The 24,519-nt window shown below is 39.6% G+C and carries 24 protein-coding genes and 1 tRNA gene; 9 read left to right on the top strand and 16 right to left on the bottom strand.

What is annotated here, in order from left to right:
- Nucleotides 1-131: 131 nt before the first annotated feature.
- Nucleotides 132-1,697: a group II intron reverse transcriptase/maturase gene (gene ltrA / locus V6C71_16290; protein HEY9770026.1), complete on the bottom strand. Its 1,566-nt coding sequence runs from the start codon at nt 1,695-1,697 to the stop codon at nt 132-134.
- A gap of 1,160 nt (nt 1,698-2,857) precedes the next feature.
- Between ltrA and V6C71_16285 the strand changes: the two genes are divergently transcribed.
- Both V6C71_16285 and V6C71_16280 read left to right on the top strand, forming a co-directional pair.
- Complete coding sequence (locus tag V6C71_16285) at nt 2,858-2,983, top strand: hypothetical protein (protein HEY9770025.1); 126 nt, start codon at nt 2,858-2,860, stop codon at nt 2,981-2,983.
- A gap of 330 nt (nt 2,984-3,313) precedes the next feature.
- Nucleotides 3,314-4,618: a folylpolyglutamate synthase/dihydrofolate synthase family protein gene (locus tag V6C71_16280; GenBank protein ID HEY9770024.1), complete on the top strand. Its 1,305-nt coding sequence runs from the start codon at nt 3,314-3,316 to the stop codon at nt 4,616-4,618.
- 31 nt (nt 4,619-4,649) lie between these two features.
- Here the strand turns inward: V6C71_16280 and V6C71_16275 are convergent, their stop codons facing one another.
- The 10 genes from V6C71_16275 to V6C71_16230 all read right to left on the bottom strand — a co-directional run bounded on the left by V6C71_16275 (nt 4,650) and on the right by V6C71_16230 (nt 12,930).
- Complete coding sequence (locus tag V6C71_16275) at nt 4,650-5,198, bottom strand: hypothetical protein (protein ID HEY9770023.1); 549 nt, start codon at nt 5,196-5,198, stop codon at nt 4,650-4,652.
- Nucleotides 5,199-5,327: 129 nt separating this feature from the next.
- On the bottom strand, nt 5,328-5,834 hold the full coding sequence (locus tag V6C71_16270; GenBank protein ID HEY9770022.1) for a hypothetical protein: 507 nt from the start codon (nt 5,832-5,834) through the stop codon (nt 5,328-5,330).
- 129 nt (nt 5,835-5,963) lie between these two features.
- Nucleotides 5,964-6,158: a hypothetical protein gene (locus tag V6C71_16265; GenBank protein HEY9770021.1), complete on the bottom strand. Its 195-nt coding sequence runs from the start codon at nt 6,156-6,158 to the stop codon at nt 5,964-5,966.
- Between the two features lie 11 nt (nt 6,159-6,169).
- Nucleotides 6,170-6,715 (bottom strand): hypothetical protein, encoded by a 546-nt coding sequence (locus tag V6C71_16260; GenBank protein HEY9770020.1) that lies wholly within the window; start codon nt 6,713-6,715, stop codon nt 6,170-6,172.
- Between the two features lie 204 nt (nt 6,716-6,919).
- The gene (locus V6C71_16255; GenBank protein ID HEY9770019.1) at nt 6,920-7,645 is read right to left on the bottom strand and encodes a restriction endonuclease subunit S; all 726 of its coding nucleotides are present in this window, start codon (nt 7,643-7,645) and stop codon (nt 6,920-6,922) included.
- A 20-nt stretch (nt 7,646-7,665) separates the two neighbouring features.
- On the bottom strand, nt 7,666-8,010 hold the full coding sequence (locus tag V6C71_16250; GenBank protein HEY9770018.1) for a DUF86 domain-containing protein: 345 nt from the start codon (nt 8,008-8,010) through the stop codon (nt 7,666-7,668).
- Nucleotides 8,007-8,300, bottom strand: coding sequence for a nucleotidyltransferase family protein (locus V6C71_16245; protein ID HEY9770017.1), 294 nt, complete (start codon nt 8,298-8,300; stop codon nt 8,007-8,009). Before V6C71_16245 ends, V6C71_16250 begins: the two co-directional genes overlap by 4 nt.
- Nucleotides 8,301-8,409: 109 nt before the next feature.
- Nucleotides 8,410-9,849 (bottom strand): class I SAM-dependent DNA methyltransferase, encoded by a 1,440-nt coding sequence (locus V6C71_16240; GenBank protein HEY9770016.1) that lies wholly within the window; start codon nt 9,847-9,849, stop codon nt 8,410-8,412.
- A 41-nt stretch (nt 9,850-9,890) separates the two neighbouring features.
- Nucleotides 9,891-12,242: a DEAD/DEAH box helicase family protein gene (locus V6C71_16235; GenBank protein ID HEY9770015.1), complete on the bottom strand. Its 2,352-nt coding sequence runs from the start codon at nt 12,240-12,242 to the stop codon at nt 9,891-9,893.
- A gap of 184 nt (nt 12,243-12,426) precedes the next feature.
- The gene (locus V6C71_16230) at nt 12,427-12,930 is read right to left on the bottom strand and encodes a MerR family transcriptional regulator (protein HEY9770014.1); all 504 of its coding nucleotides are present in this window, start codon (nt 12,928-12,930) and stop codon (nt 12,427-12,429) included.
- A gap of 73 nt (nt 12,931-13,003) precedes the next feature.
- On the opposite strand from V6C71_16230, the gene cas12k reads away from it, so the two are divergent.
- Nucleotides 13,004-14,863 (top strand): type V CRISPR-associated protein Cas12k, encoded by a 1,860-nt coding sequence (gene cas12k / locus V6C71_16225; protein ID HEY9770013.1) that lies wholly within the window; start codon nt 13,004-13,006, stop codon nt 14,861-14,863.
- A gap of 837 nt (nt 14,864-15,700) precedes the next feature.
- Here cas12k and V6C71_16220 read toward each other — a convergent pair.
- A tRNA-Phe gene (locus V6C71_16220) sits at nt 15,701-15,773 on the bottom strand.
- Between the two features lie 143 nt (nt 15,774-15,916).
- On the opposite strand from V6C71_16220, the gene V6C71_16215 reads away from it, so the two are divergent.
- The 4 genes from V6C71_16215 to V6C71_16200 all read left to right on the top strand — a co-directional run bounded on the left by V6C71_16215 (nt 15,917) and on the right by V6C71_16200 (nt 18,231).
- A complete protein-coding gene (locus V6C71_16215) occupies nt 15,917-16,081 on the top strand; it encodes a metallothionein (protein ID HEY9770012.1) in 165 nt (54 codons plus the stop codon).
- A gap of 63 nt (nt 16,082-16,144) precedes the next feature.
- Entirely contained in the window at nt 16,145-16,519 is a 375-nt protein-coding gene (locus tag V6C71_16210; protein HEY9770011.1) for a metalloregulator ArsR/SmtB family transcription factor, read from the top strand.
- 18 nt (nt 16,520-16,537) lie between these two features.
- A complete protein-coding gene (locus tag V6C71_16205) occupies nt 16,538-17,461 on the top strand; it encodes a nucleoside hydrolase (protein HEY9770010.1) in 924 nt (307 codons plus the stop codon).
- A 110-nt stretch (nt 17,462-17,571) separates the two neighbouring features.
- A complete protein-coding gene (locus tag V6C71_16200; GenBank protein ID HEY9770009.1) occupies nt 17,572-18,231 on the top strand; it encodes a PD-(D/E)XK nuclease family protein in 660 nt (219 codons plus the stop codon).
- Between the two features lie 128 nt (nt 18,232-18,359).
- On the opposite strand, the gene V6C71_16195 is transcribed toward V6C71_16200, so the two are convergent.
- Nucleotides 18,360-19,043: a hypothetical protein gene (locus V6C71_16195; protein HEY9770008.1), complete on the bottom strand. Its 684-nt coding sequence runs from the start codon at nt 19,041-19,043 to the stop codon at nt 18,360-18,362.
- A 180-nt stretch (nt 19,044-19,223) separates the two neighbouring features.
- On the opposite strand from V6C71_16195, the gene V6C71_16190 reads away from it, so the two are divergent.
- Both V6C71_16190 and V6C71_16185 read left to right on the top strand, forming a co-directional pair.
- A complete protein-coding gene (locus tag V6C71_16190; GenBank protein HEY9770007.1) occupies nt 19,224-20,201 on the top strand; it encodes a lysylphosphatidylglycerol synthase transmembrane domain-containing protein in 978 nt (325 codons plus the stop codon).
- Nucleotides 20,202-20,415: 214 nt separating this feature from the next.
- Entirely contained in the window at nt 20,416-21,621 is a 1,206-nt protein-coding gene (locus tag V6C71_16185) for a glutathione S-transferase family protein (protein HEY9770006.1), read from the top strand.
- Here the strand turns inward: V6C71_16185 and V6C71_16180 are convergent.
- The 3 genes from V6C71_16180 to V6C71_16170 form a co-directional block, all read right to left on the bottom strand.
- Nucleotides 21,608-21,775 carry a hypothetical protein gene (locus V6C71_16180; protein HEY9770005.1) on the bottom strand — a complete coding sequence of 56 codons (168 nt, stop codon included), beginning with the start codon at nt 21,773-21,775 and terminating at the stop codon, nt 21,608-21,610. The genes V6C71_16185 and V6C71_16180 overlap by 14 nt on opposite strands.
- A 7-nt stretch (nt 21,776-21,782) precedes the next feature.
- On the bottom strand, nt 21,783-22,865 hold the full coding sequence (gene ald, locus V6C71_16175) for an alanine dehydrogenase (GenBank protein ID HEY9770004.1): 1,083 nt from the start codon (nt 22,863-22,865) through the stop codon (nt 21,783-21,785).
- Between the two features lie 122 nt (nt 22,866-22,987).
- Entirely contained in the window at nt 22,988-24,517 is a 1,530-nt protein-coding gene (locus tag V6C71_16170; GenBank protein HEY9770003.1) for a YifB family Mg chelatase-like AAA ATPase, read from the bottom strand.
- Nucleotides 24,518-24,519 lie beyond the last annotated feature (2 nt).

Genomic DNA, 24,519 nt, shown 5'->3' with positions numbered 1-24,519 from the left:
CTTGACGAATTATTTGAATTATTTAGTTAAACTAAGCCACCTCGTCACCGAGGCGACTCGTCTTCAAAACCGTGCATGAAACTTTCGCTTCACACGGCTTCTCTCTAATTAGGCACTTGTTATGTGTACCTTCAGACCTCTGTAGGTAGATCGTCATTCCACATCCAGTTACAATCTATAAATTGTGCCTGGAAAATTTTGTAGAATTTTTCCCAACCTTTTCGGTTTTTATATCGCTTGATAGCTAATAAATCCCTATTGGTCTTAGCATCGTGACAGTGATTATGTATTGCCTGAAGATTATCTTGTTCATTTTTGCCTCCAGCTTGAAGGGCAATCACATGGTCGTTTTCGATAATATCTCCAGGTTTGAAAGTTAGTCCGCAGTGATTACATATCCCTTTCTGTTTCTTTAGTAACCTAGCTATTGAGGTTTTGAGTTCTGGGTGTCTACCCATTCTTGTTCCCCAATATACTATGTCACCGTCATACGGGCTGGACTCGCTTTTGACTTTAGTATGGCGGATGATTCTTGTTTTTGAATGTTTAGGAAGTAAGAATTTTATTCCATCTTTTTTACATCCAAATACCCAATTATCTCCTCCAACTGTTAACCAATATTTATTTACAGTCCATTTTTTTCCCTTATTGGGATGTCTACGATATCCCCATCTCAGTAATTTGTGAACTACCAGACTATTTACACTACTATAAGTGTCTTTGCTGCATACCGTTCTGTAATAATTACACCATCCATTAATGATGGGAGTAAGTTTAGCGATTAGCACGTGCTGATGAACAGCTTTGTGTTTGTCTACTATTTCTGCCAGTTTACGGTAATGTTCGTTAACTTTTTCCTTTGATGGCTTAATAATCGTTTTGAATCCCAGTATTTTGCCTATTGTGTTTTTTCCAGATTGGTGTTTTCCTACTGGATATTGTCGGATGTTAAAACCTAAGAAGTTAAACCCTGGTTTACTTCCTTCGTGTTCTGAAAGAGTGTTTAATATTTTGGTTTTTTCTTGATTGAGTTCTAGTCCGACATCTTTTAACCATTCTTCTATGATTCCTTTGCAAGTTTTTATTACGTTCAGGTCTTTATGAAGTATTAGGAAATCATCTGCGTACCTAATCAGGGCTAAGGAATAGATATTATCCTTTTTAGTTCCTTTCCAGGTGGCAGCATATTCTTTTATTCTTAATTCCATTCCGTGTAGGGCGATATTGGCTAAGAGTGGGCTTATGACTCCACCCTGTGGACTTCCTTCTGTGGGGAAAATAGTTTTTCCTTCATCTAGAACTCCACCTTTTAGCCATGCTCTAATTTGTTTTCTTGCTTTCGGGAAAGTGTTAACTTTTTCTAGAAGTTTGACGTGGTTTATGCGGTCAAAGCATTTGCTTATGTCGGCATCTAGTACGAATTTAGATTGATATCTAATTTGGTTAAAGATGCTGGAAATTGCGTCGTGGCAGCTCCTTCCTGGTCTAAATCCGTAAGAATTATTTTCAAAACGGGCTTCCCATTCTGGTTCTAATGCTGCTTTAAGCAACGCTTGTAATGCTCTGTCTTTCATGGTAGGTATGCCAAGAGGACGCTTTTGACCATTTGCTTTTGGTATCCATACTCTGCGTACAGGTTTGGCTTTTTCCTCTAGCTTTAGGTTTTTGACTAGGACGTATCTTTGCTTGGGAGTCAATGACTTGATGCCATCTATTCCAGCCGTTTTTTTATCCTTTATTATCCTGGCTTACCTTCCTGACCGCTAACAATTTGGCATTATATGAGTTTAAGAGGGTTTTTTGTAACCTACGTAACTTTCTTACATTGTCAGTTTTGCTGGCTTGGTAAATGCGCTTTTGGAGCTTGTACACTGATAATTCGGCTTTACGCCAATTTATTTCGTTCCATGCCACAGTATTCGGAAGGGGTTGTGGGGCGAATTTGATTTGCCCTTTTATAAACCCCGTTTTAGAATCTGTATTAGCCATATATACTCCTACTTGTTCTTTACCTTCCTAATTACAGTCAGCACGTGGGCATATCCCTGGTATTACACCATCTGTCGCCAGCGTTACTCGTTTTCGAGTTAGGGCATTAGCTTTTTGCTGAATCCTGCTCCTCCTATAACCTCCTAATAATTAGGAGAGGTTTCATCTTGGTTGATTTCTCAGTAATTTCGACCATTACTGAGTGTCATAGGAGGGTTTTCTCGTTCCAAATATTCCGTTGGTATGGATCTTTAGGATGTGTCTATACACCGCCTACTTTGTTGGTATTGTCCTTTATCTGTGGCAGAATAAGGGAAACTTAGCGTAGGTTTACTTATTTTAGTTGCAGCCTGTCAGACCTGATTTGGCTGCTTAGGCGTAACGGTGCTTACGACTTTATCTTTCCACCGATCGCGGTTGGTATTGAATCATAACTAAATTATTTATGATTAACATTTGCGATTTTGCCTTTTGGCTACGGCTTGTCAGTACTGATTTAGCCGTTTCTATATAACGATGGTTGTGATACTTCGAGCGAACGCTCTATCCATAGAGTTCTTGCACTTAGGATTACCAGTTCAGACTACCAGTAATTACCCCGTTTAACCCCGCTTTGCGGATTGATGACCATTCTCTACCGCAGGGGTTACGCTTTCATCTCCAACACCTGAGAGATAGGGCTTAATGTATTTTGCTTTTATTATTATTTAGCTACCTCTAATGAGGAACATTTCACCTATACGGAATATTTAGTTGTCATGGTTCAGTTGACCTGTTAAAAATTGTTAAAAACTTAACACTTGGTCGTACCATGCTAGTGGTTATGTACTAAAAATAGTACTTTCGCACTAAACGAGTCGCACAATTTATGTATAGTTATACCAGTTATCGCGCATTAGCTAGAGAGATAAAGAATCAAAGAGCGCGAGAAGTGGTTGGTAAGCAGATTAATCATCTGCATACTCTGCGAGAAGTTTTCTATACCAAGGTCTAAAGCGTATCACTCCACTACCAAATCTTTTATGACTTTGGCTCGATGATATTGACCAACGGTCAGAGCAGGCTCCGTCGTTTTATATGCCCTAAAGGATATGCCCTAAAGGACTAGCTTCGCGTCGCGGAGCGGTATGCTTTAGCATTTGCGAAGCTTATCCTTTAGGACTAGCTTCGCGTGACGCGAACTTCTAATCCTTTAGGACGGCGGAGTAATCTCTGACTACAAATCTCTGATTACTTTGGCAAAAATTTAAGGATAACTTAAAGTTGATGCCCTACTTTCGATTATGATTGTGTTATTCATCAGTAATTTGGCAAAGCTGTCAACATGACATTTCAAGAAGACAAGATTAATTCTCTTCTAAAACCTTTTCAACGTTTCGGGGTTAACCTGGGCTTGAAGAGAATTGAAAAACTGTTGGCAGATTTGGGCAATCCTCAAAATCAGGTTCCGATTATTCACGTTGCTGGAACTAACGGTAAAGGATCGGTTTGCGCTTATTTAGCTTCGATCTTAACCGAGGCTGGTTATCGAGTCGGGCGCTATACTTCCCCTCATTTGGTTGATTGGACAGAGCGCATTAGTCTCAATAGACAGGCTATATCTAGTGCTAATTTAGCCGAAATATTACAGGATATTCAATTGGCTATCGATCTTCATGCCGAAAGCCCGACTCAATTTGAGGTGATTACCGCAGCAGCCTGGCTCTATTTTGCCCGATCGCAGGTAGACTTAGCCGTAATTGAGGTAGGTTTAGGGGGAAGACTTGATGCTACCAACGTCAAAGAATCATCTTTGGTCAGCGTGATTACTTCTTTGAGTAAAGAACATTGGCAACGTCTTGGTCCTACTATAGCTGACATTGCACGAGAAAAAGCAGGGGTAATTAAACCTAATTGTTCAGTTGTCGTCGGTAAACTACCCGACGCAGCTAAAGAAGTAGTCATCTCAAAAGCACAAGAGCTTAATGCGCCAATCACCTCAATCGAACCAGCCCAAGAAATTAGTCTGGCTGCGCCAAATAATACTAGATGGGCAAAGTATCAAGATCTTAAATATCCTTTACCCTTACTCGGACAGGTACAGCTAAGTAATTCCGCGATCGCGATCGCCACAATTAAAATATTACAGCAACAGGGTTGGATCATTCCCGAACTAGCGATTCAAACTGGCATGAATAAAACTCGCTGGTGGGGAAGATTACAGTGGACAACCTGGAAAAATCAGCCTCTTTTGATTGATGGAGCGCATAATCCCGCAGCCGCGATCGCTTTAAGACAATATTTAGACACGATCGATCGACCAGTTACCTGGATCATGGGAATGTTATCTACTAAAGATCACCAAGATATTTTTGAAGTATTGTTGAAGCCTCAAGATGAGCTACATTTAGTTCCCGTACCAGATCATAGCAGTGCTGAACCCAAAGACTTAGCGATTTTAGCTACTCAGGTTTGTCCTAGTTTAAATAACTGTCAAACTCATCAGAATGTAATAAACGCCCTGGATGAAGTTATCGAGTCGAGCAAAAATAGTGACGCAGAAAAACTGATTGTGCTGTGTGGCTCTTTATATTTAATCGGTTATTTATTTCAGCAGACCAATATTTCTCAGGCGAACCTGATGAACTAACCGCTGCGCTCAAGAGTCAGTATAAAAAGTTTTAAGGTTGCAATAAAGGCTCTGTGGTAGGAGAAGTAATAGATGGTTCTTCGTTGCTGCGATCGGGAATCTCTAAAAAGCTATCATCCTCTAAAGAATCGATCAAACTGTTTTCTTGAGGGCGATTAAAGTTATTGCTCGATGAGGGAGTGCTGTAATCAGGAATTGACTGGTCTAAACTCTGCTGAATTAATCGATTGCGTTCTACACTAGAATCAATTTCAGGAGGACGACTGGCATCAGAAAACCCCGAGTCGCCAAAGGATTTGACGGTAGTTGGCGGGTTAGAATATTTACCTGTAGGTATACCCTGGTTTGAATCTAAGCCTATTCCTGATGCACCGTTGCTCTTGCTTGGCGGTGCTGGTGCGATAATATTTTTTTCTTTTGGTAAACTCTCAAATTGGTTATTTTCTAAATTGGAGTCGGCAGGATTTTCTGTCTGCTTTTCAGCAGTTTCGCTACGTAACAATGAATAGACAAATCCGCCTATGCTTGCAGGAAATATAAATATCAGAGTAATACCAATGATGAGAAGAGATTTATTCATTTTGCATTGGTCTTGAATTATATTTACTAATTAATAATTTTCAGACTCATTATATTCATAATTTAGCCAGCAATCGTAAAATAACCGATTAATATCCTAGGTTAACTATAAATCTTTTTCTTTCAGCAATTAAGCCTCGTAGCTTTGAATAGTTTCAGGAGCTAATTGACGCAAGATCGGAATAGCGCGATCGCCAAAACCGCCTAAATTCTCAACTAATACCAGGTACTTGTCTGCATCAAGATAATCTCGGTAAGGAACTGTATCACTCGCAGTACTAGTAGCCCAACCTACGCCACCACCAATAAAAACGCTACCCATAGCGCCGCCGAGCGCACCCAAAATTCCTCCCACTATATGATTTCCAGGCTCTCCAGCCCAATCTAAATTATCCAATCCTGTAATTAAATTAAATATATAGCCGCCAATAAAGCCAAAAGGAACTAGCCAGTAAGACATAAACCTGGCTTTTTTCTTTGCCTGTTGCTTGGGATCGTATAGTCCAAGCTCGTCAGCCGTTCTATAACCCCTACCGGCGATCGCAATTTTACTCAGGGGGATTCCTGCTTTTTCTAACGCTGTGTAAGCTTCTTCTGCCTGGAAGCGATCGGGTAGTACAGCAATTAGATAATTCATTTCTTAACTCTTAATTAAATCAAACATCATACTAAATCCTATCGTTAGTCGGGCGTTTGATTTTAGTTACTTAATAAGAAGTATAAATTTCTGGTTATTGGTTAAACATCTTTAAATATCTATTTGGATTCAATCAATAATTATTTTGCTTGAGTTTGGCTCAAAGATAATCGATGCTTGTTCGGCTGCTTGAGTATTTTGGCTCTGTAGTTCGGCAAGACTACATATACCAGCGCTCGCCACAATCAATGTTAAAGCTAAATTTCGAGCAAAAGTGGTATTACTGGCGAGTTGAATTATTTCTGCTTTAATTTCGCTTAACATATTTTTCTAGTTCATTTGCTAATTGCTTCTAAACTAGATATGAACTTGTAGCGATAATTATGCAGTTGTAGATACTTGGGAAATATTTTTTGCATTGGACGAAAAAGCATAACTCTTTGTCCTAAACAGCACTGCATTTTTGGAGGAATAATGACAGACTCACCGATACTACCTTCTCTTGCAAAAACAATATCATTTTCTTGAGGTACAAGTCGTTTAACTCTATCTAAATAAGTTTTTTCGGAAACATATCTAAATTTATGCTCAACAAAAGATCCTGCTTTAAAACTGTTAGTATCAATGCACAATAATCCTTCAGGTATAAATATAGGTGTTGAGTGAGGACAGTCTACGATGACAGCACAAATAAGTTTTACCTTTGTCCATATCCAGTGATTAGGCAATAAATAAGGTATTTCTTCTGTTTTTATTGGCTCAACTTGTTTAGGTTTTGGGATTTTGCCTTCTTTAATTAATTCTCTCCTTTCTGCTTCAATTTCCTTGAGTAATTCACTTGCAGGTGGATCGTTGGGGTTTTGAGGGACGAGTTTACCCATTACGGCGAGTTGTAGGATTGCTTTGCGGAGTTCGCTGATATTTTCTTTGACTGAATAGAGTTCATTAAAGTTATTTTGGATAAAATTCCAAGCATCATTAAAACTATTTTTATCTGGTGCATTTAAAACGCGATCGCTTGCTGCTGCGTGAATAATTAAACGTTTGCGATCGCGTTCTGTTTGTAGTTTTTCCAGGCGATCGACTTATTCCATCAGGCGATCGATTTTCTCTACTATTCGGTGCTGTTCTTCAAGTGGTGGAAGTGGAAAATATCGTGTTAATACGTCTTGTCTTCCAATTCCAGGAATAGCAATACCTACAGATAAATTTTTAAGCTCTTCAAATTTTCCTTCTAGAAAGTACATCAAAAAATTTCTGTCAATTTTGATGCTCCGCAATGCCATTAACTGACGACCAATAGCAGCTTTTTTTTCTAAAAATAGATTAATTTTACCAACACTTCCTTTTACTCCCAATAAAATATCGCCTTGAATTGCAATAGCTCTATCAATAGTTGTCCATCGAGTAGTTACTGGATTTTTAATACCAAAATCTGATGGACCAGTATAGTAAGGAAAACCGATTCTATTTTCGTTATATTCATTTGGAGTTAAATGTTGTCCAGAAATTAACTCTATTAAATTTCCTAACCTAACCCATTCCCAACTATCAGGCAAATCATAGGGAATTTCATCAGGTGTAATCTCAGGTAAAGGCTTAGACTTTTTAATCTTTCCCTCTTTTATTAACCGTTTCTTTTCCGCTTCAATCTCTTTTAAAAGTTCACTTGCGGGGCGATCTTGGGGATTTTGCGGTACGAGTTTACCCTGCATCGCCAAAGTTAAAATTAATTCTCGTAAGCGTTTAATCCCATCTGGTGCAGCAAAAGCGGTTTCAAAATACTTATCTAACAGTTCTACGGTTTTCATCAAAAAAATTATCGCCCCTCTCATCGATTATCTTGAATCATTTCAGCAATCACCCTGGCTAATAAAGGCAGAGATTCGTTCACCGTCTGCCAAACAACCTCCGTATCAACCTGCCAATATTCATGTACTAAAAGATCGCGCATTCCTGCTACAGCACGCCAAGGAATATCGGGATACTTTTCGCGTAAATCAGAGGGGATTTTTTTTGGTGCCTCACCAATTATTTCCAATAACTTAACCACAGCCAAAGTCTTTTCTCGATTATTCGCAAATTCTTCAAAACCAACACCTTTAACAAAACTATTAATTTCGGCTATGGCTTCCAGAATATCTTCTAAAAAATCGATTAAATCTCTTTTTGTCATACCTTAACCGCTTCTGCCAAAACCCGCTCTCGAATCCTTGGCTTAAGACCTTTTTCCGTCACGATATCCACACGCACCCCCAAAACTTCAGTTAAATAATCCCGTAATTCACCTAACATCCAAAGTGTTGGTGGGCGATCGTAACGAATCAAAATATCTACATCACTATTAATTGTTTGTTCACCCCTAGCATAAGAACCAAAAACTTGCATCTGGGAAACTCGAAACCTTTCCCGTAAATACTTTTGATTTACCTGTAAAAGTTGGGTTATTTCCTCTAAACTTTTCATAGTTTATTAACCTCAAGCTAAATTAGCATATTCCGCACCATCCACCCCTTATTTTTTACTTTAAAAATTAATTATTTAGCATATTTGTAACTGAAAAACCAACATTTTATTATTCCAACGCTTCCATTAATTCAGCTTTTAGAGAATCCTGAATCTCCACCTGCTGGGAAATCTCTAAAAATTCCGCCATTAATTCCATCGGATCTCCGCGATCGATCTCTACCTCATGGGGATTTTTACAATCTAAATTATAGTTACGGGCAACAATCTCCTGTGTGGAAACCTGCCAAGCATACTCATTAACCTGACGCTTGTTCCACCAAGCTTTCTCGCGATCGAATTCTTGAATGGTTAGGGGTTTAGACCGAGAATAGGATTTATAACCCTCTGGATAGGGATGTTCAAAAAACCAAATACTTTCAGTCTTGTTACCCTTTTCAAAAAATAAAATATTCGTCGAAATACTTGTATAGGGACTAAAAACCCCCTTCGGTAAACGGACGATGGTATGGAGGTTAAAATTCTCTAAAAGTTCCTTTTTAAGATTGGTTTTCACTCCTTCCCCAAACAAAAAACCATCGGGTAACACCACCGCACCTCGCCCCCCATTTTTTTTCAACAGGTGCATGATCAAACCCATAAATAAATCTGCCGTTTCCCTGGTTTGATATTTCTTGGGAAAATTATTTTCAATGCCATCCTCTTCCATCCCCCCAAACGGTGGATTAGTCACAATAATATCTACTCTTTCGGCTGGACTATAATCCCGTAGAGGACGACTTAAAGTATTATCGTGACGGATGTTGGTCGGTACATCGATGCCATGTAACATCATATTGGTCATTGCCAACATATGGGGTAAAGGCTTCTTTTCAACTCCATGAATAGTTGCTTGCAGTAAATTTTCATCATCGGCATTACTGACTTGTTTCCTCAAATGCTCGATCGCACAGGTTAAAAAACCACCAGTACCACAAGCAGGATCGAGTATACTTTCCCCTAACTTGGGATTGAGAATATCCACCATAAATTGCGTCACCGCACGAGGGGTATAATATTCCCCCGCATTACCAGCAGATTGTAAATCCGCCAGAATTTTTTCGTAAATATCATTAAATAAATGGCGATCGCTCGATGAATTAAAATCCACATCCGTTTCGATGGTATTAATCACCTGACGGAGTAAAGTCCCCGATTTCATGTAGTTATAGGCATCCTCAAACACCGAACCGATCACCTTACCCTGATTGGAAACCCCCGCAGCCGTTGCTAAACCCTTGAGAGTGGGAAAAAGCCGATTATTCACAAAATCGATTAACTCATCCCCCGTGATTCCTTCGGGATTTTTTGCCCAATTTGACCACCGCAAACTCTCTTCTAAAGGCGATTTATAACCAGTCACCATAAATTGCCATTCCTGCTCTTTATCATCAAAAATCTTGAGAAATAGCAACCAAACCAACTGGCTAATCCGTTGGGCATCACCATCCACACCCACATCCTTCCGCATGATGTCTTGAATGCTTTTTACCAACGTTGCGATCGCCATAATTATCAATAATCCTCAGAAAAATATAAAAGACTAAACCATTATGCCCTGTAAAGTTCCCTTTGCAATTCCCGAACCGCCTCTTGATAACCTTGGATACCGCCAAAAGCTTGCACCAGTTCCATTGGTGTTCCCATCTCGGTAAAAGGGGCAATTTTTAAAATCTGGGGTTCTTCTACCGCTTCAATTCCCTCATCAGCATACTTGTCCAGTAAAGCATCTAGTACCCTACAGGCTTTCTCACCATACTTAGTGAAATAGTTGCGTTTTATCACTTCCCTCGCCCGTTCTCTGCGGGTTAAGGGTGGTACATCCCAGACGATATGACAGATCAAATCAAAGGGATCGCAATCCCGTCCTACTTCTTGCGCCAATTCCTCAAAAAATACTCCTTCAGTAGCTAATTCAGCAATTATCGCTTGTTTTTTATCTGCATCACTCCAACGCCGTAAAAAATCATTTAAGGAAGCAAATTCTTGATTGACCGCTTTGCGAGTATAGTCTTTCAGGGATTCTGTAATCAACTTACCATCCGCATCATAATATTGCACCCGTTCCAAAGAAACTTTTACTTCCACATCGGCAACTACATAACGTTTAGGCTGGTCATCATCTTCTGTATCCCAATCACCCCAAGAGGTTGGTTCTTTTACGCAATCGCTTTTGCTCTTAGTTTCGGGGGATTGAACCTCATCGGGTGGTACGGGGGAATCATCAAGTTTGGGTTCGTAAATCTGAACTGGATCGCCATCAAAATCGGGGTCGGCAAACAGTTCTGTTGCCTTTTTAAAATCTATAATGGTGAAGAAAAACTTGTCATAATCCTCATCAATGCGTGTTCCTCGACCGATAATTTGTTTAAACTCGGTCATTGACTGAATCCTTTGATCCAGCACAATTAACTTACAGGTTTTAGCATCTACTCCTGTGGTCATTAACTTTGAGGTAGTAGCAATGACGGGATAAACACTCTCAGGAAAAATAAAATTGTCCAGTTCCGCTTTCCCCTCTGGATTATCTCCCGTAATCCGCATTACGTACTTAGAATTTTCGGCAACTAAATCGCTATTGGCATTAGCTAAAGCCTGTCGCATTCTTTCCGCGTGGTCGATATTTTCGCAAAAAACGATCGCTTTATCAAAACGGTTGGTTTGCTTGAGAAATTCCGTAACTTTTTGGGCGACTAACTCCGTCCGCTTTTCCAGTACTAAAGAGCGATCGAAATCCTTCTGATTATAAATCCGATCCTCAATCTCATTGCCATACTTATCCCTTTGACCTTTATTCGGTCGCCAACCCGATAAATCGCGATCGAGATCGAGCCGCACTACCTTATAAGGGGCTAAGAAACCATCATCAATCCCTTGACGTAGGGAATAAGTGTAAATCGGTTCGCCAAAATAATCGATGTTAGAAATTTCCTTAGTTTCCTTGGGAGTCGCCGTTAAGCCGATTTGAGTTGCTGAAGTGAAATATTCTAAAATTTCCTGCCAAGCTGAATCTTCTGCTGCACTTCCTCGATGACACTCATCTATGACAATCAGATCGAAAAAGTCAGGACTAAACTGTTTATAAATATTTTTTTCCTCTTCAGAACCCGTCACCGCTTGATACAAACAGAGGTAGATTTCATAGGACTTATCCACTCGCTTCTGAATTTTGGTCATTGCCGAACCAAACGGTTTAAAATCATTGGTCATGGTTTGGTCTACTAAAATATTGCGGTCTGCCAAAAATAAAATCCGCTTTTTCGTCCGTGACTTCCACAACCGCCAAATAATTTGAAATGCTGTAAAGGTTTTACCCGTCCCCGTCGCCATCACTAACAGAATCCGATTTTGTCCTTTAGCAATTGTTTCGATGGTTTTATTAATTGCCAAAAGCTGATAGTAGCGAGGTGTTTTATTACTCCCATCGCTATAGTAATCCTGAGTTACAATTTCCTGTTGTGCTTCCGTTAAACCCTGATGTTGCGACCATAACCGCCATAAAGTCTCTGGTGACGGCATTGCCTCAAATTCAATTTCCCGTTCGATAACTCCGTCGGTATTAATCTTGTTATGAAACAATAAGCGATCGCCATTGGAACTAAAAACAAACGGTACTTGCAATAAATCCGCATACTCTAAAGCCTGTTGCATCCCATCCCCAACAGAATGATTATTATCTTTCGCTTCCAGTACCGCGATCGCAATATTGGGTTTATAAAACAGCACATAATCCGCCCGTTTATTTTTACCCCTGGTGTGTAGCTTCCCCCGAACGATAATTCGCCCCTTTGTCAAAGAAAACTCCTCTCGAATCTGGGTTTGCACATTCCAGCCCGCTCTCTCTAACGCAGGAGTAATAAATTTTGTACAAATATCCCGTTCCGAGAGGTGCTTTTTATTCATCTTAAAACCAGCAAGTGATCGAAGTAATTCCAATAAATCCAATATAATCGTAAATTTTTGATAAAAAGCCAATATAGGTATTTTCTGCAATGTTTCAGTTCACGATTTTCCAGAACAACAACGAGATCGCATTCAACGAGAGAATTTAGAGTTGATTACTTTATTTCCCTTTTAAAATTTATTTTTAATTTTTTCTCTCGCGATCAAATCTATTTCTTTCATGAAAAAAATTTTGAAGATTATTTTGTAATTTTGCATAAATGCGACCGCGCCAGAAAGGAGCAACTGCACAACCTTCGTTTAATTTGTCTATAGCTAATTCAAGATCGAAATCTGTTAATTGAATTGTATTTTCTTCTTGCCCACTTAATATAAGCATTAAGCGGTTGTTTTTTTTTCTCGTCCAAGATTTATCTAAAAACCACATATCTTTATTTCTAAGAATTTCTAAAACTTTTAGAGAAATCTCGAAATTTAATCCTAGTGACAGCAAATACTCCATAACTGACAAAACCAATAAATCTGATTCTGTGTAATAAACATTTCTCCCTTTGCCACCAGGATTAACCGTCGGCACGACAACACCCTGCTTTCGCCAATACTGTAATTGTCGGCGAGAGCAGCCAGTAATTTTTGATGCTTCTGTACTACTGTAAAAACGCTCTTTCATATCTAATAATGATGCCACGGAGAAAGAGCTATATATATAAAAATATTAAGTTAATAAGCACATATTGTGTTTTTAATAGTAGTTTTAATTTATGACTGAAATTACTATTCAATGCCGTTTAACTGCACCAGAAGATATTCGTCATAAGCTCTGGCTATTAATGGCGGAGAAAAATACTCCGTTAATCAACGAATTGTTCAAACAACTTGCAGAACACCCAGATCTTGAAATATGGAAACAAAAAGGAAAACTACCAAGAGGACTTGTTAAAAATCTTTGTCAACCTTTGAAAGAACATCCAAAATATAAAAATCAGCCAGGGCGATTTTATAGTTCGGCGATCGCAATGGTGGATTTTGTCTATAAATCGTGGCTAAAGGTACGTAAAGGTTGGACTTATGAATTAAGAGGACAAGAACGTTGGCTAGCAATGCTAAAAAGTGATGATGAACTTTTCCAAGAATACAGTCTGGGAAGCAGATCTTTTCAAGATCGTTCTTTAGAAGATATCAAAGGTAAGGCAACTGAGATTATTTATAATCTCAAGCCTGATGAGTATAAAAGCACTCATAGCCAGTTATTCGCTCTGTATGATGATTCCGAAGATGTTTGGGTTCGCTGTGCGATCGTTCATCTGCTGAAAAACGGTTGTAAAGTACGTCAAAAGCTAGAAGATCCTGAAAAATTTGCTAAACGCCGTCGTAAGGTAGAAATTAGGATCGAAAGATTAACAAAGAAACTAAATGGGAAAGCACCGCAAGGAAGAGATTTAACAGGACAAAAATGGTTGGATACTCTCGCGATCGCTTCAACCTATGTTCCTCAAGATGATGCTCAGGCGAAACTTTGGCAAGATATATTACTGACTCAATCGAAATCAGTTCCTTATCCTGTTAACTTCTTATCCAATGAGGATACAAAGTGGGGCAAAAATGAAAAAGATCGTTTGATTGTGAAATTTAATGGATTGGAAAAGTATATTGGTAAGCATTGCTTTCAAATTTACTGCGACAAGCGACAGCTTTCACTATTTCAACTTTTCTATGACGAGCAAGAGCTAAAAAAACAAAGCAATAATACTCATTCGGGTGCATTATTAGCCTTGCGATCGTCAAGGATGATATGGAAAGAAGGCAACGATAAAGGTAAACCTTGGAATGTTAATCATCTAACTCTACATTGCTTTGTTGATACGTTGCTTTTAACTACGGAAGGATCGGATTTAATTCGCCAGAAGAAAGCCGAGACATTTCACGAAACTTTGCAGGATCTTGAACAAGAAAATCTTAATCCTAAACAACAAGCTTTAGTCAAAAAAACTAAAACATCTCTTGACCGAATCAATAATTCCTATTCTCTTCCACATAAACCTCTATATCAAGGTCAAACTAATATTCTCTTGGGAGTAGCAATTCAGTTGGAAAAACCTGCTACTGTAGCCATAGTTGATGGTAAAACCAGTAAAGCAATTACATATCGCAGTACTAAACAATTATTAGGGAAAGACTATCGCTTACTCAATCGCCAACGGCAGCAAAAGCATTTTTTAGCTCACAAAAGAAATGTTGCTCAGAGACATCATGCGGATAATAGATTTGGCGAATCAGAACTAGGACAATATATCGATCGCCTTTTAGCTAAAGCGGTCATTAAATTAGCTAAAGAATATAGAGCAGGATGTATTGTCGTACCCAGAATTAAAAATAAAAGAGATATTATTCAAGCAGAAGTTCAAGCAAAGGCAGAAGCCAAAATTCCTGGATGTATCGAAAAACAAAAAAAATATGCCAAAAAATACCGAACTAATATTCATCAATGGAGCTATGGCAGGCTGATTGATAATATCAAATCTCAAGCAGCAAAAGCAGGAATAAAAATAAAAGAAGGTAAACAATCAATCAGAGGAAGTCCGACTGAACTTGCTAAAAAAATTGCTATTGATGGGTACTAAAGTTCTCAATATCTTTGTGTAACGATTCTTGCATAAACAGAATTAGAACCTCGAAAACTAAATATAATGTTCGACAAATTGCGCCGTAGGTTATGTTCTTCTGAACCTCTGAACTATGTTAAGTATGGGTTAGTTTTACCATCTTCTGGATGGATGCTTTCTGACCCTGGTAGCTGTCCACCCTAAAACTGCTATCTTCGGATAGGAATAAGGTGCGCCCCCAGTAATAAGTGGTGTAGATGTACTACAGCGATCGCTACTGAATCACCTCCGAGCAAGGAGGAATCTATCCTAATTTTCCTTTTTTGTCGAACCTAAGCGTGGGCGAAATCCCTAGGGGGTTCAACAAACTGTTGAAATCTAACTGAGTTGGGCTTTGTAAGCTTTTGTAGTTTAGTTACAGCTATAATTTAAGAGTTTAAATAAACTTAATTTTTTAGCTTCAGCAAAATTTACTCTGAAATTGCTTTTACAAAGAACTTGTAGCTTATAAAGTTGCCAAGACCATTTCAGGCGGAGATGGATTGAAAGGATACACTATGGCGCATTTGCTCGCTAGTTAGGTTCAAAATAGGTTGAAAGCAAAAAAACTATAAGAATTTTTTAGTGTGATTTTTAAATCGAGATAGATAATCTTCAAAATTAAGGAACGATTGAAAGGAGCAGAGGACTGAAAATCTTCTGAAACAAACATACAATGAAAAAAATCAGTTGATGACAGGAATTTGTCACCACCTCATTGGCGGACAGTAATTAGTCTTTGCGACAAGTAATTGGTCATGATGACAGTAATCTGTCTCCAACGACAAATAATTAGTCACTGTACAGTACAGTAAATGCCGGGAGGCAGACTTGAACTGCCGACACGAGGATTTTCAGTCCTCTGCTCTACCACCTGAGCTATCCTGGCTCGCTTTTAATTGCGCTCAACTAATTTAGCAGACTGAATGTCTAGTTTGCAACCCTTAAATAAAATTAATTATGTTTCCTATAATAGCTGAACGTATGTTCATATATAATATATATTAGTTAATAATTAAAAACGAAAAGATCATGACTAATGCTAGCTTAGTAAAATGTGACTGCGATCGCTGTTCTTGCGAAATATCATTAACAGATGCCATCAAAAAAGATAATAAATATTACTGCTGCGAAGCCTGTGCCAATGGTCATAACAACGATCAAAGTTGCCAGATGTCAGACTGTAACTGTGGTTAAACGAGAGAACAAGTAATCGGCCTATTTATTGAAAACAAAGACAAGCTTATTAGTAAAGTATTTATGTCAGCAGTCAAGCATCAAATTCCTACCTGTAGCGATCGCCATTCTGTTGACGTTGATGCCTGGAAAAATCTCCGCCTGGAAGCTTTAGATTCGAGCAAAGCACAGCAGATGGCGGATTTTTTCCGTTTATTGGGAGATGCAAATCGGTTACGAATTTTATCTTTATTAGCGAAGCAAGACTTGTGTGTCTGCGATTTAGCAACTTTACTTGAGATGAGCGAATCAGCAGTTTCCCATCAACTACGTACCTTGCGATCGCTAAGGCTGGTCAGTTATAACAAGCGTGGTAGAAAAGTTTACTATCGCCTGCTAGATCATCATGTGCTAAAGCTATACCAATCAGTAGCTGAACATTTAGATGAGCCACACTGAAAATAACTAAAGCTTAATATGTCTAAAAAACTGGTGTTGATGGATCATGATGGAGCGATCGATGATTTCTTGTCGCTGATCTTATTGATGACAATGACAGAAATCGAACCGTTAGGAATAGTTGTTACTCCAGCAGACTGTTATATCAATGCTGCGGTTAGCGTAAGTTGCAAAATACTAAATTTAATGGGACATATCAATGTTGCGATCGCTAAAAGTACTGTTAGAGGAATTAATCCTTTTCCAGCTGATTTTCGGCGCGATTGCACGATTATTGATAATTTTCCGATTCTTAATGAGTCCGACCAGATCTTGACACCTTTAGTAAAAGCATCAGGGCAGGAATTTATGGTGGAGAGATTGCAAAATGCACCACAACCTGTAACTTTAATGGTAACTGGACCTTTGACTACCGTAGCAGAAGCGATCACACTTGAACCAGTAATAGCTAACCAAATAGCTGAAATTGTTTGGATGGGAGGCGCGTTAACCGTATCAGGAAATGTCGAAAAAGTATTTGCTCTAGAACATGATGGCACAGCAGAATGGAATGTTTTTTGGGATCCCTTAGCAGCTAAACAAATCTGGGATACTGATATTTCTATTACACTATGTCCATTAGATTTAACTAATCACGTTCCTGTGACTCCAGAGTTTATTCGCAACTTAACTAAACAACGCAGACACCCTTTATCAGATTTAGCGGGTTTATGCTATTCCTTAGCAATTCCCCAAAACTATTACTTTTGGGACATTCTAGCCACCACTTATTTAGCTCGTCCAGAACTATATCAAACAAAAGAACAAGAGACAGACATAATTACTACTGGTGTTAGTCAAGGAAGAACAATCCTTAAAACTGGCGGCAGAAAAGTTAAAGTAATGACTCAGGTAGATAAAGAAAAATTTTATAGTTATTTATTGCAGCAGTTTGCCCTGTAATTTAGCTTGACAAACTACTGTAAGAACTGTCGAATCCGAAGGACTAATAGCTCACAGCCACAAACCAACAAATTTCGAGACAGCCAGTTCATCAAAAGCATACATATTGAATGTTTACTTATATTCCCGCTAAATACATTACCGTTGATCGTAAAAGAAGACTGAGCTTTGATGGAAAAGCCTACCCCTCAGTTAGCACAATTTTAACTGCTACCAAACCTGAAAAAGACCGTTTAGCTTTGCAAAAATGGCGTCAGCGAGTTGGAGTTAAAAAAGCACAGCAAATTAGTACACAAGCCTGCCGACGTGGTACTTCTGTGCATACTGCCATCAACTATTATTTGGATGGTCAAGATTTACCTGATGATGTAGAAGACAATCTTTACTGGCATTCGATTAAACCAGTTTTAGAATCTGTCTCTGAGGTTCATTTATTAGAGTCGGCAGTTTATCATGCAGAAAAACACTATGCAGGGCGTTTTGACTGCTTAGGAGAATGGTCAGGAAATCTTTGTGTCTTTGATTGGAAAACTGCTGCCCAACCTAAAAAAATCGAATGGATAACTGATTATTGTTTACAGGTTACTGCCTACACCTTTGCGATTAACCATTTATATAATGTTCAAGTCGACCAGGCAATAATTGCGATCGCCATAGAGAATCAGTCTGCTCAACTTTTTCAGCTTAACTCTGAAGATTTAAATCATTATTGGCAACAATTTCTAGTTAGACTTATGCTTTGGGAACAGCTTTACCCGATTACGAGTTAGAAAGTAACGGTGGCGTAGCTTTTAGGTTGAGCCAATTGTTGAGATTTGAACCAGCGCGAAAGTTATCTTATGGTTTCCTTTTCACTATCCTTCAATTTTTTAGTATGCGTTTGCCCTGTAGCTTTTAATTATTTCTGCACTATATTTTTTTTTATTTCTTGTTGACAAATCCACCAAAAATAAATTGTTAAATTTATCAAACCAATTAACTTAGTACCATCTTCTAGCATGGCATGAATACCGCGACTGCTGATGGGAGTAATATCGATCGCGCTGGAAAATCCAAACAGACAAAAAGATACTAGCAAAGGAATATAAGGAGTTTGGCGAATAGTCCTGCGAAATAGCCATGCGTAGCCAACTAGTAACAAACCATAAAGACTATAGACAGCTAATTTAACTATTTTACAGGTGTTAAAGAAAACGCACAAAATTAGAGTTAGGCGAAAGCGATCGTCAAAAAAAAGTAGCAACATAACTAACGCACTGGCGCACAAGAATATCTGAAAGCGGCGATTGGATTCGGGCAATAAAAAAGCCGAGAAAAGACAAATCGCGATCGCAGTACACCACATAATTTCCGATACGCTGGTGAACCAGCCTAAATAAAAAATACCGAAATAGAAAGGATCGCTAAACAGATTTTCGATACCCGAACCTTTGCTTTTGATCTTGGCGTAAATGCTGAGTAGGCTCAAAATAATCACAGTTATGGCATTCAACCAAATCAAAACTGGGATACTTTTAAAGTGCTGCTTTCCTTGATTGAGCCATGATTTGAACATGGCAAAAGCGTTAGATTTATCTCTCATCAGTAACAACCCAGAATTTTTGCAGCTAAAGTCAGCAAATTAATATAATTCTTTATACTACCCAATCTCACAAAGTGACTTTACTTTTAAGAGATTGCTCGGCATGAACTTAGAAACATTTACAGAATGTTTTCTCTTTAAACTTCCAGCATTCAACAGATTCACTCTTTGGCGTTAAATATGAATCTCAAACGGTTTGTCTCGATCATAATTAGCGTTGCTATCCTGCTTTACATTTATACTCAGATCGATCTGATTAATTTGTTTAGAGTCTTTCAAAATAGCGATCGCCTGATGCTCGCAGTCAGTCTAGCGATGGTAATTCCAATCACCTTAGTTACCTCCTGGCGGTTGCAACAATTAGTACCTCAGCGCAGCTTAAGATTTTTGGAAGCTAATCGATTAATTTTGGGTGCAAGTGTCCTGAACATGGTTTTACCTTCCAAAATGGGAGATATAGCTAAATCTTATTTTATGTCCGAAAGATCTAATCTAAGTGGCAGTCTCGCTCTCTCAATTTCTATTTTTGAAAAGGCTTGTGACTTGCTTTCTCTATTAGTTTGGTGTGTGTTTGGCTTATTTCTGTATCCTGCCAAAGATGGTCTATTTTGGGCAATGACTGTAGGGGTAGCAACAGGATTAGTTTTAGGCTTATTGCTGTTAAGCTATCAGCAGTGTGCCAATTTATTTTTTACCATTGCCGTAAGATTCGCCCCCAAGTCTTTAAAGCCAAAGCTCAATAAAATGCAGGCTGCTTGGGGAGAGATGCACGGTTATTTTTGGGGAGATCGACAGCAGCTAATACTCATCGCTAGTACTTCGGTTTTTGTTTGGTTTTTACACTTGCTACAAATCTGGCTATTTATTTTAGCTTTAAAAGCGATCGTTCCTTTCGTTGTTAGTTTGGCACTTTCTCCTCTATCAATCTTGGCGGGTTTATTACCCTTAACTTTCGCAGGTATTGGCACTCGGGATGCAGCCATAATCTATTTCTATCAAGATTACTTTAATGAAGCTACGGGTGCAGCTTTAGGTTTGCTGTGTACCTCTCGCTATTTTATCCCTGCGTTAATCGGCTTACCTTTTTTAGGACAGATGCTCGGCGCAGTCAATAAAAGGAGTCAAGATGCCAGAAGTTACGAGCAAAAAAAAGGATAATAAAATCAGATACTAGTTTAAGCAAACACTTGTATCTTAAGCTTACGAGTTGATTAAAAATAATGGCGTTGCTAAAAAGCTAATAGCTGATAGCTGATATCTACGAACAGTAATATTTTGTCCTAAAGGATAAGCTACGCAAATACGTCATTACTCAAATCAGCAACGCCAAAATAATTCAGTTTTAAATTTCGTCAAATATTTTAAATATTTTATGTCTACTACACCTCTTACTTGGTCACAGTTAGCAAAACTTACTGACTTTGCCATCGATCCTATCAACGGCACGACTAACTCCCAATCTACCCTCCGTTTGTTTGGACAGACAGAAGCTGATGTACGAGTAACCCTATTTCGGGATAATCATGCTTGGTGTCCCTACTGTCAAAAAATTTGGCTGTGGTTAGAAGAGAAGCAAATTCCTTACCGCATTCAAAAGGTGACCATGTTTTGCTATGGCAAAAAAGAAAGCTGGTACAAGCGTAAAGTTCCCTCTGGAATGCTACCAGCGGTTGAGCTTGATGGACAAATTATCACCGAAAGCGATGACATCTTGCTGGCTTTAGAACGGGTTTTCGGTGTTTTGTATCGAGGAATGGAAGATCCCCAGGTGCTACCGTTGCGAAAACTGGAGCGACTACTGTTTAGAGCCTGGTGTGGTTGGCTATGCTATCGAGCCATTTTTCCTGGACAAGAAAAAGGTAATCGTCAACAATTTATTGAAACAGTAGCGATGGTAGAGGAAGCATTAGCGAGTACTCCTGGAGCATATTTTTTAGAGGAATTTAGTAGTGCAGATGTCGTGTTTACTCCCTACGTAGAGCGGATGAACGCTAGTCTTTATTACTACAAAGGCTATTCTCTACGAGAGGAAAACCCACATCTGTCAGCCTGGTTTGATGCGATGGAAACTCGTCCTACTTATCGTGGTACTCAAAGCGATTTCCATACCCATGTTCATGATTTACCCCCGCAAATGGGGGGATGTTATGCCAACGGTGAACCTCAAGCGTTAGCTAATCAAGAACAAGTAGATCGGGGTGATTGGTTTGGACTACCAGATGTTACCTATCCCGAACCCGAAACCTCCCGCTCGGAAGCTCTCCAACGGGTAATTAAACACCGCGATAGTGTTTTAAAAGTCAATCCCGCCGATGAGCAATTATTTGATGAGGCTTTACGCTGCGCTTTAACTAATATGATGACGGGGGAAATGTGTACCCCTCCATTAGGTTCAGATGTTGCTCTGCGATACTTACGAGACAGAATTAATGTACCTAGAGATATGTCAATTTATGCTGCAAAAAGACTACGGACAGCATTAGAACAAACTGCTGCTTTAGTAGGTGAAACTCAACCTGAACCCCTTCCAGTCAGACACCGCTATGATCAAAACCCTGCTAATTTTATTGCTGGTTAGTTGCTAAAAAAGAGTCCCCTAAAGGATATGTCCGTGCATGATAAGCTTCGCAAATCATGCACGGACTAGCTTTGCGTCGCACAAATGAAGTCATTCTGTAGCAAATAGTTAATGATGCTGTCTTTTTGGCGATCGCCAAACACACATAGTTCAACCAATATTTAAACTAAATCTGGAAAAACTTCTTGCACTGCGGGATGAATGATTTGTCCGTTTTTGATATTTAATCCTTTTGCCAAACCTGGGTTTTTCTCTAAAGCCGATAAACCATGATTCGCTAGCTGCATAATATAGGGTAAAGTACTGTTGTTTAGAGCCTGTGTTGCTGTCCAGGGTACTGCACCAGGCATATTAGGTACGCCAAAATGAACTACGTCTTCTTCAACGTAAGTCGGCTGAGTATGAGAAGTTGGACGCAGAGTTTCGATGCAGCCACCCTGATCTACTGCTACATCAATAATTACCGCACCAGGACGCATTTGAGCGACTAAACTACGAGATACCAAAACAGGAGCTTTTTTGCCAACTACCAATACCGCACCAATCAGCAAATCTGCATTTGCTACAGTCTGCTCTATTTGTGCGGAAGTACTATAGAGAAGTTCTACCCGCGAACCAAAGAGGCTTTCTAGATAGCTCAGACGTTCGACATTGATATCAATCATTTGCACTTTTGCCCCCATCCCAATGGCAATTTTAGCTGCTTCTGTGCCAACAACTCCACCGCCAAGAATTACGACTTGACCTGGGGCGACTCCTGGTACACCGCCTAGTAAGACTCCTCTGCCTCCCTGCTGTTTCTCTAGATATCTGGCACCAAACTGAACCGATAAACGCCCCGCGATTATGCTCATGGGGGAAAGTAAAGGCAACATACCGTTGTCCAATTCTACAGTTTCATAAGCGATCGCCGTCGTGCCAGACTCGATCAAGGCTTTGGTTAAATGGCGATCGGCCGCCAGATGAAGATAGGTAAACAACAGTTGTTGTGGGCGAAGATATTGATACTCCCTCGATAAAGGCTCTTTTACTTTAACTACTAATTCTTTATTCCAAGTTTCGGCAGCATCAGTCACGATTTTTGCCCCAGCAGCACGATATTCCTCGTCTGTAAAACCAGACCCTATCCCGGCATTGGTTTCGACAAATACCGTGTGATTTCTGGATAACGCCTGGACGCTATTGGGAGTTAAGCCCACACGAAATTCTTGGTCTTTAGTCTCTTTCGGAATACCTATTTCCATTTCATTTATCCGATCGTGTAATGGTTTAATACTTTACTAGTTAAGCAAAACCGACTGTGGTTTTAATTACTATTAACTAAACTTGATTTTTTTTGCCCCTATCACCTGCTTTTGTAGTTTATCTACTGCATCCTGTCTATAGTGCGATATTGAATTGCTTCGGCTAAATGTTTACTCTGCAAATCGCGATCGCCCGCTAGATCGGCAATTGTGCGGGATACTTTTAACACCCGATCCATCGCCCTAGCAGATAAACCCAATTTACGTATTGCTGATTCTAGTAAGTTGCGACTGACATCATCCAGGACACAAAATTCTCTCAGGTGCTGCGATCGCATTTCCGCATTACAGCTAATTCCCGTTTCTGACTCAAACCTTTGTTCTGCCAGCTTACGCGCAGCCATTACCCTCTGACTAACTGCCGCCGTGTCTTCTCCCATAGTTTGTCTCATCATTTCTTCTGGCTTGAGACGATTTACTGCTACCTGAAGGTCGATGCGATCCATCAATGGTCCAGATAATTTTGCCCAGTAGTTTTCTCTCTGTCGCCCAGAGCAAGTACAATTTTGGATTGGATCGCCAAAATAACCACAGGGACAGGGGTTGGTACTAGCAACCAGGGTAAATTGTGCTGGAAAAACCACTGACTGGCGAGTCCGAGAAATTGTTACCTGACCATCTTCTAGGGGTTGGCGTAAATACTCCAGTACGTTGCGTTTAAACTCTGTCAGCTCATCCAAAAAAAGTATACCTTTGTGAGCTAAAGATATTTCACCAGGACGAGGATAAGTCCCCCCGCCTACTAAAGATGGTCCTGAAGCGGAATGGTGGGGACTACGGAAAGGTCTTTGCGTAATTAACTGCCCTCGATCCGTAAGTAAGCCAGCAACAGAGTGAATTTGAGAAACTTCCAGGGCTTCAGGAAAAGAAAGACTCGGCAAAATTCCTGGAAGGCGTTGTGCCAGCATCGTTTTACCGCTGCCTGGAGGCCCAACAAAGATTAAGTTATGTCCTCCTGCTGCGGCAATTTCTAAAGCGCGTCTTCCCTGTACCTGTCCTTTAACATCTTTTAGATTTGGGATGTGAGTCAGAGGTTGCTCTTTTGCCAGTGAATTTTCAACTATTACAGGCTGGTATTTGTCTGGCTGATTGAGAAAGTTGGCTACTTGTCTAAGATTCTCAAATCCGTATACATTAATATCGTTAACTACCGCTGCTTCTCGAGCATTACCCAGCGGCAATACCAATCCCGCAATACCCATTCTTGACGCTGCTGCTGCGATCGGTAGTACTCCTGATACTGGTCTTAAAGTACCATCCAAGGAAACCTCGCCATAAAACAGATAGTCTCCTAATAGCTGAGGATCTACTTGTTCGGATGCTGCTAAAATTCCGACGCTAATGGGTAAATCAAAACATGGTCCCTCTTTGCGTAGATCGGCAGGAGTAAGATTAATCACAATTTTACGCACGGGAAAAGCAAAATCAGCATTTTTAAGCGCTGCTTTGACTCGCTCTCTCGATTCTTGAATTGCGACATCAGGTAATCCGACCACAATAATTTTTGGCAGTCCTCCTGAAACATCGACTTCAACACCTACTTTAACCGCGTTAATACCTGCGATCGCTGCGCTCCAAACCCTTGCCAACATGA

It is taken from the genome of Coleofasciculaceae cyanobacterium (assembly GCA_036703275.1).
Taxonomy (GTDB): domain Bacteria; phylum Cyanobacteriota; class Cyanobacteriia; order Cyanobacteriales; family Xenococcaceae; genus Waterburya.
The sequence above is the reverse complement of the archived record's forward strand: the minus strand, read 5'-3'. Positions and strand labels throughout refer to the sequence as shown.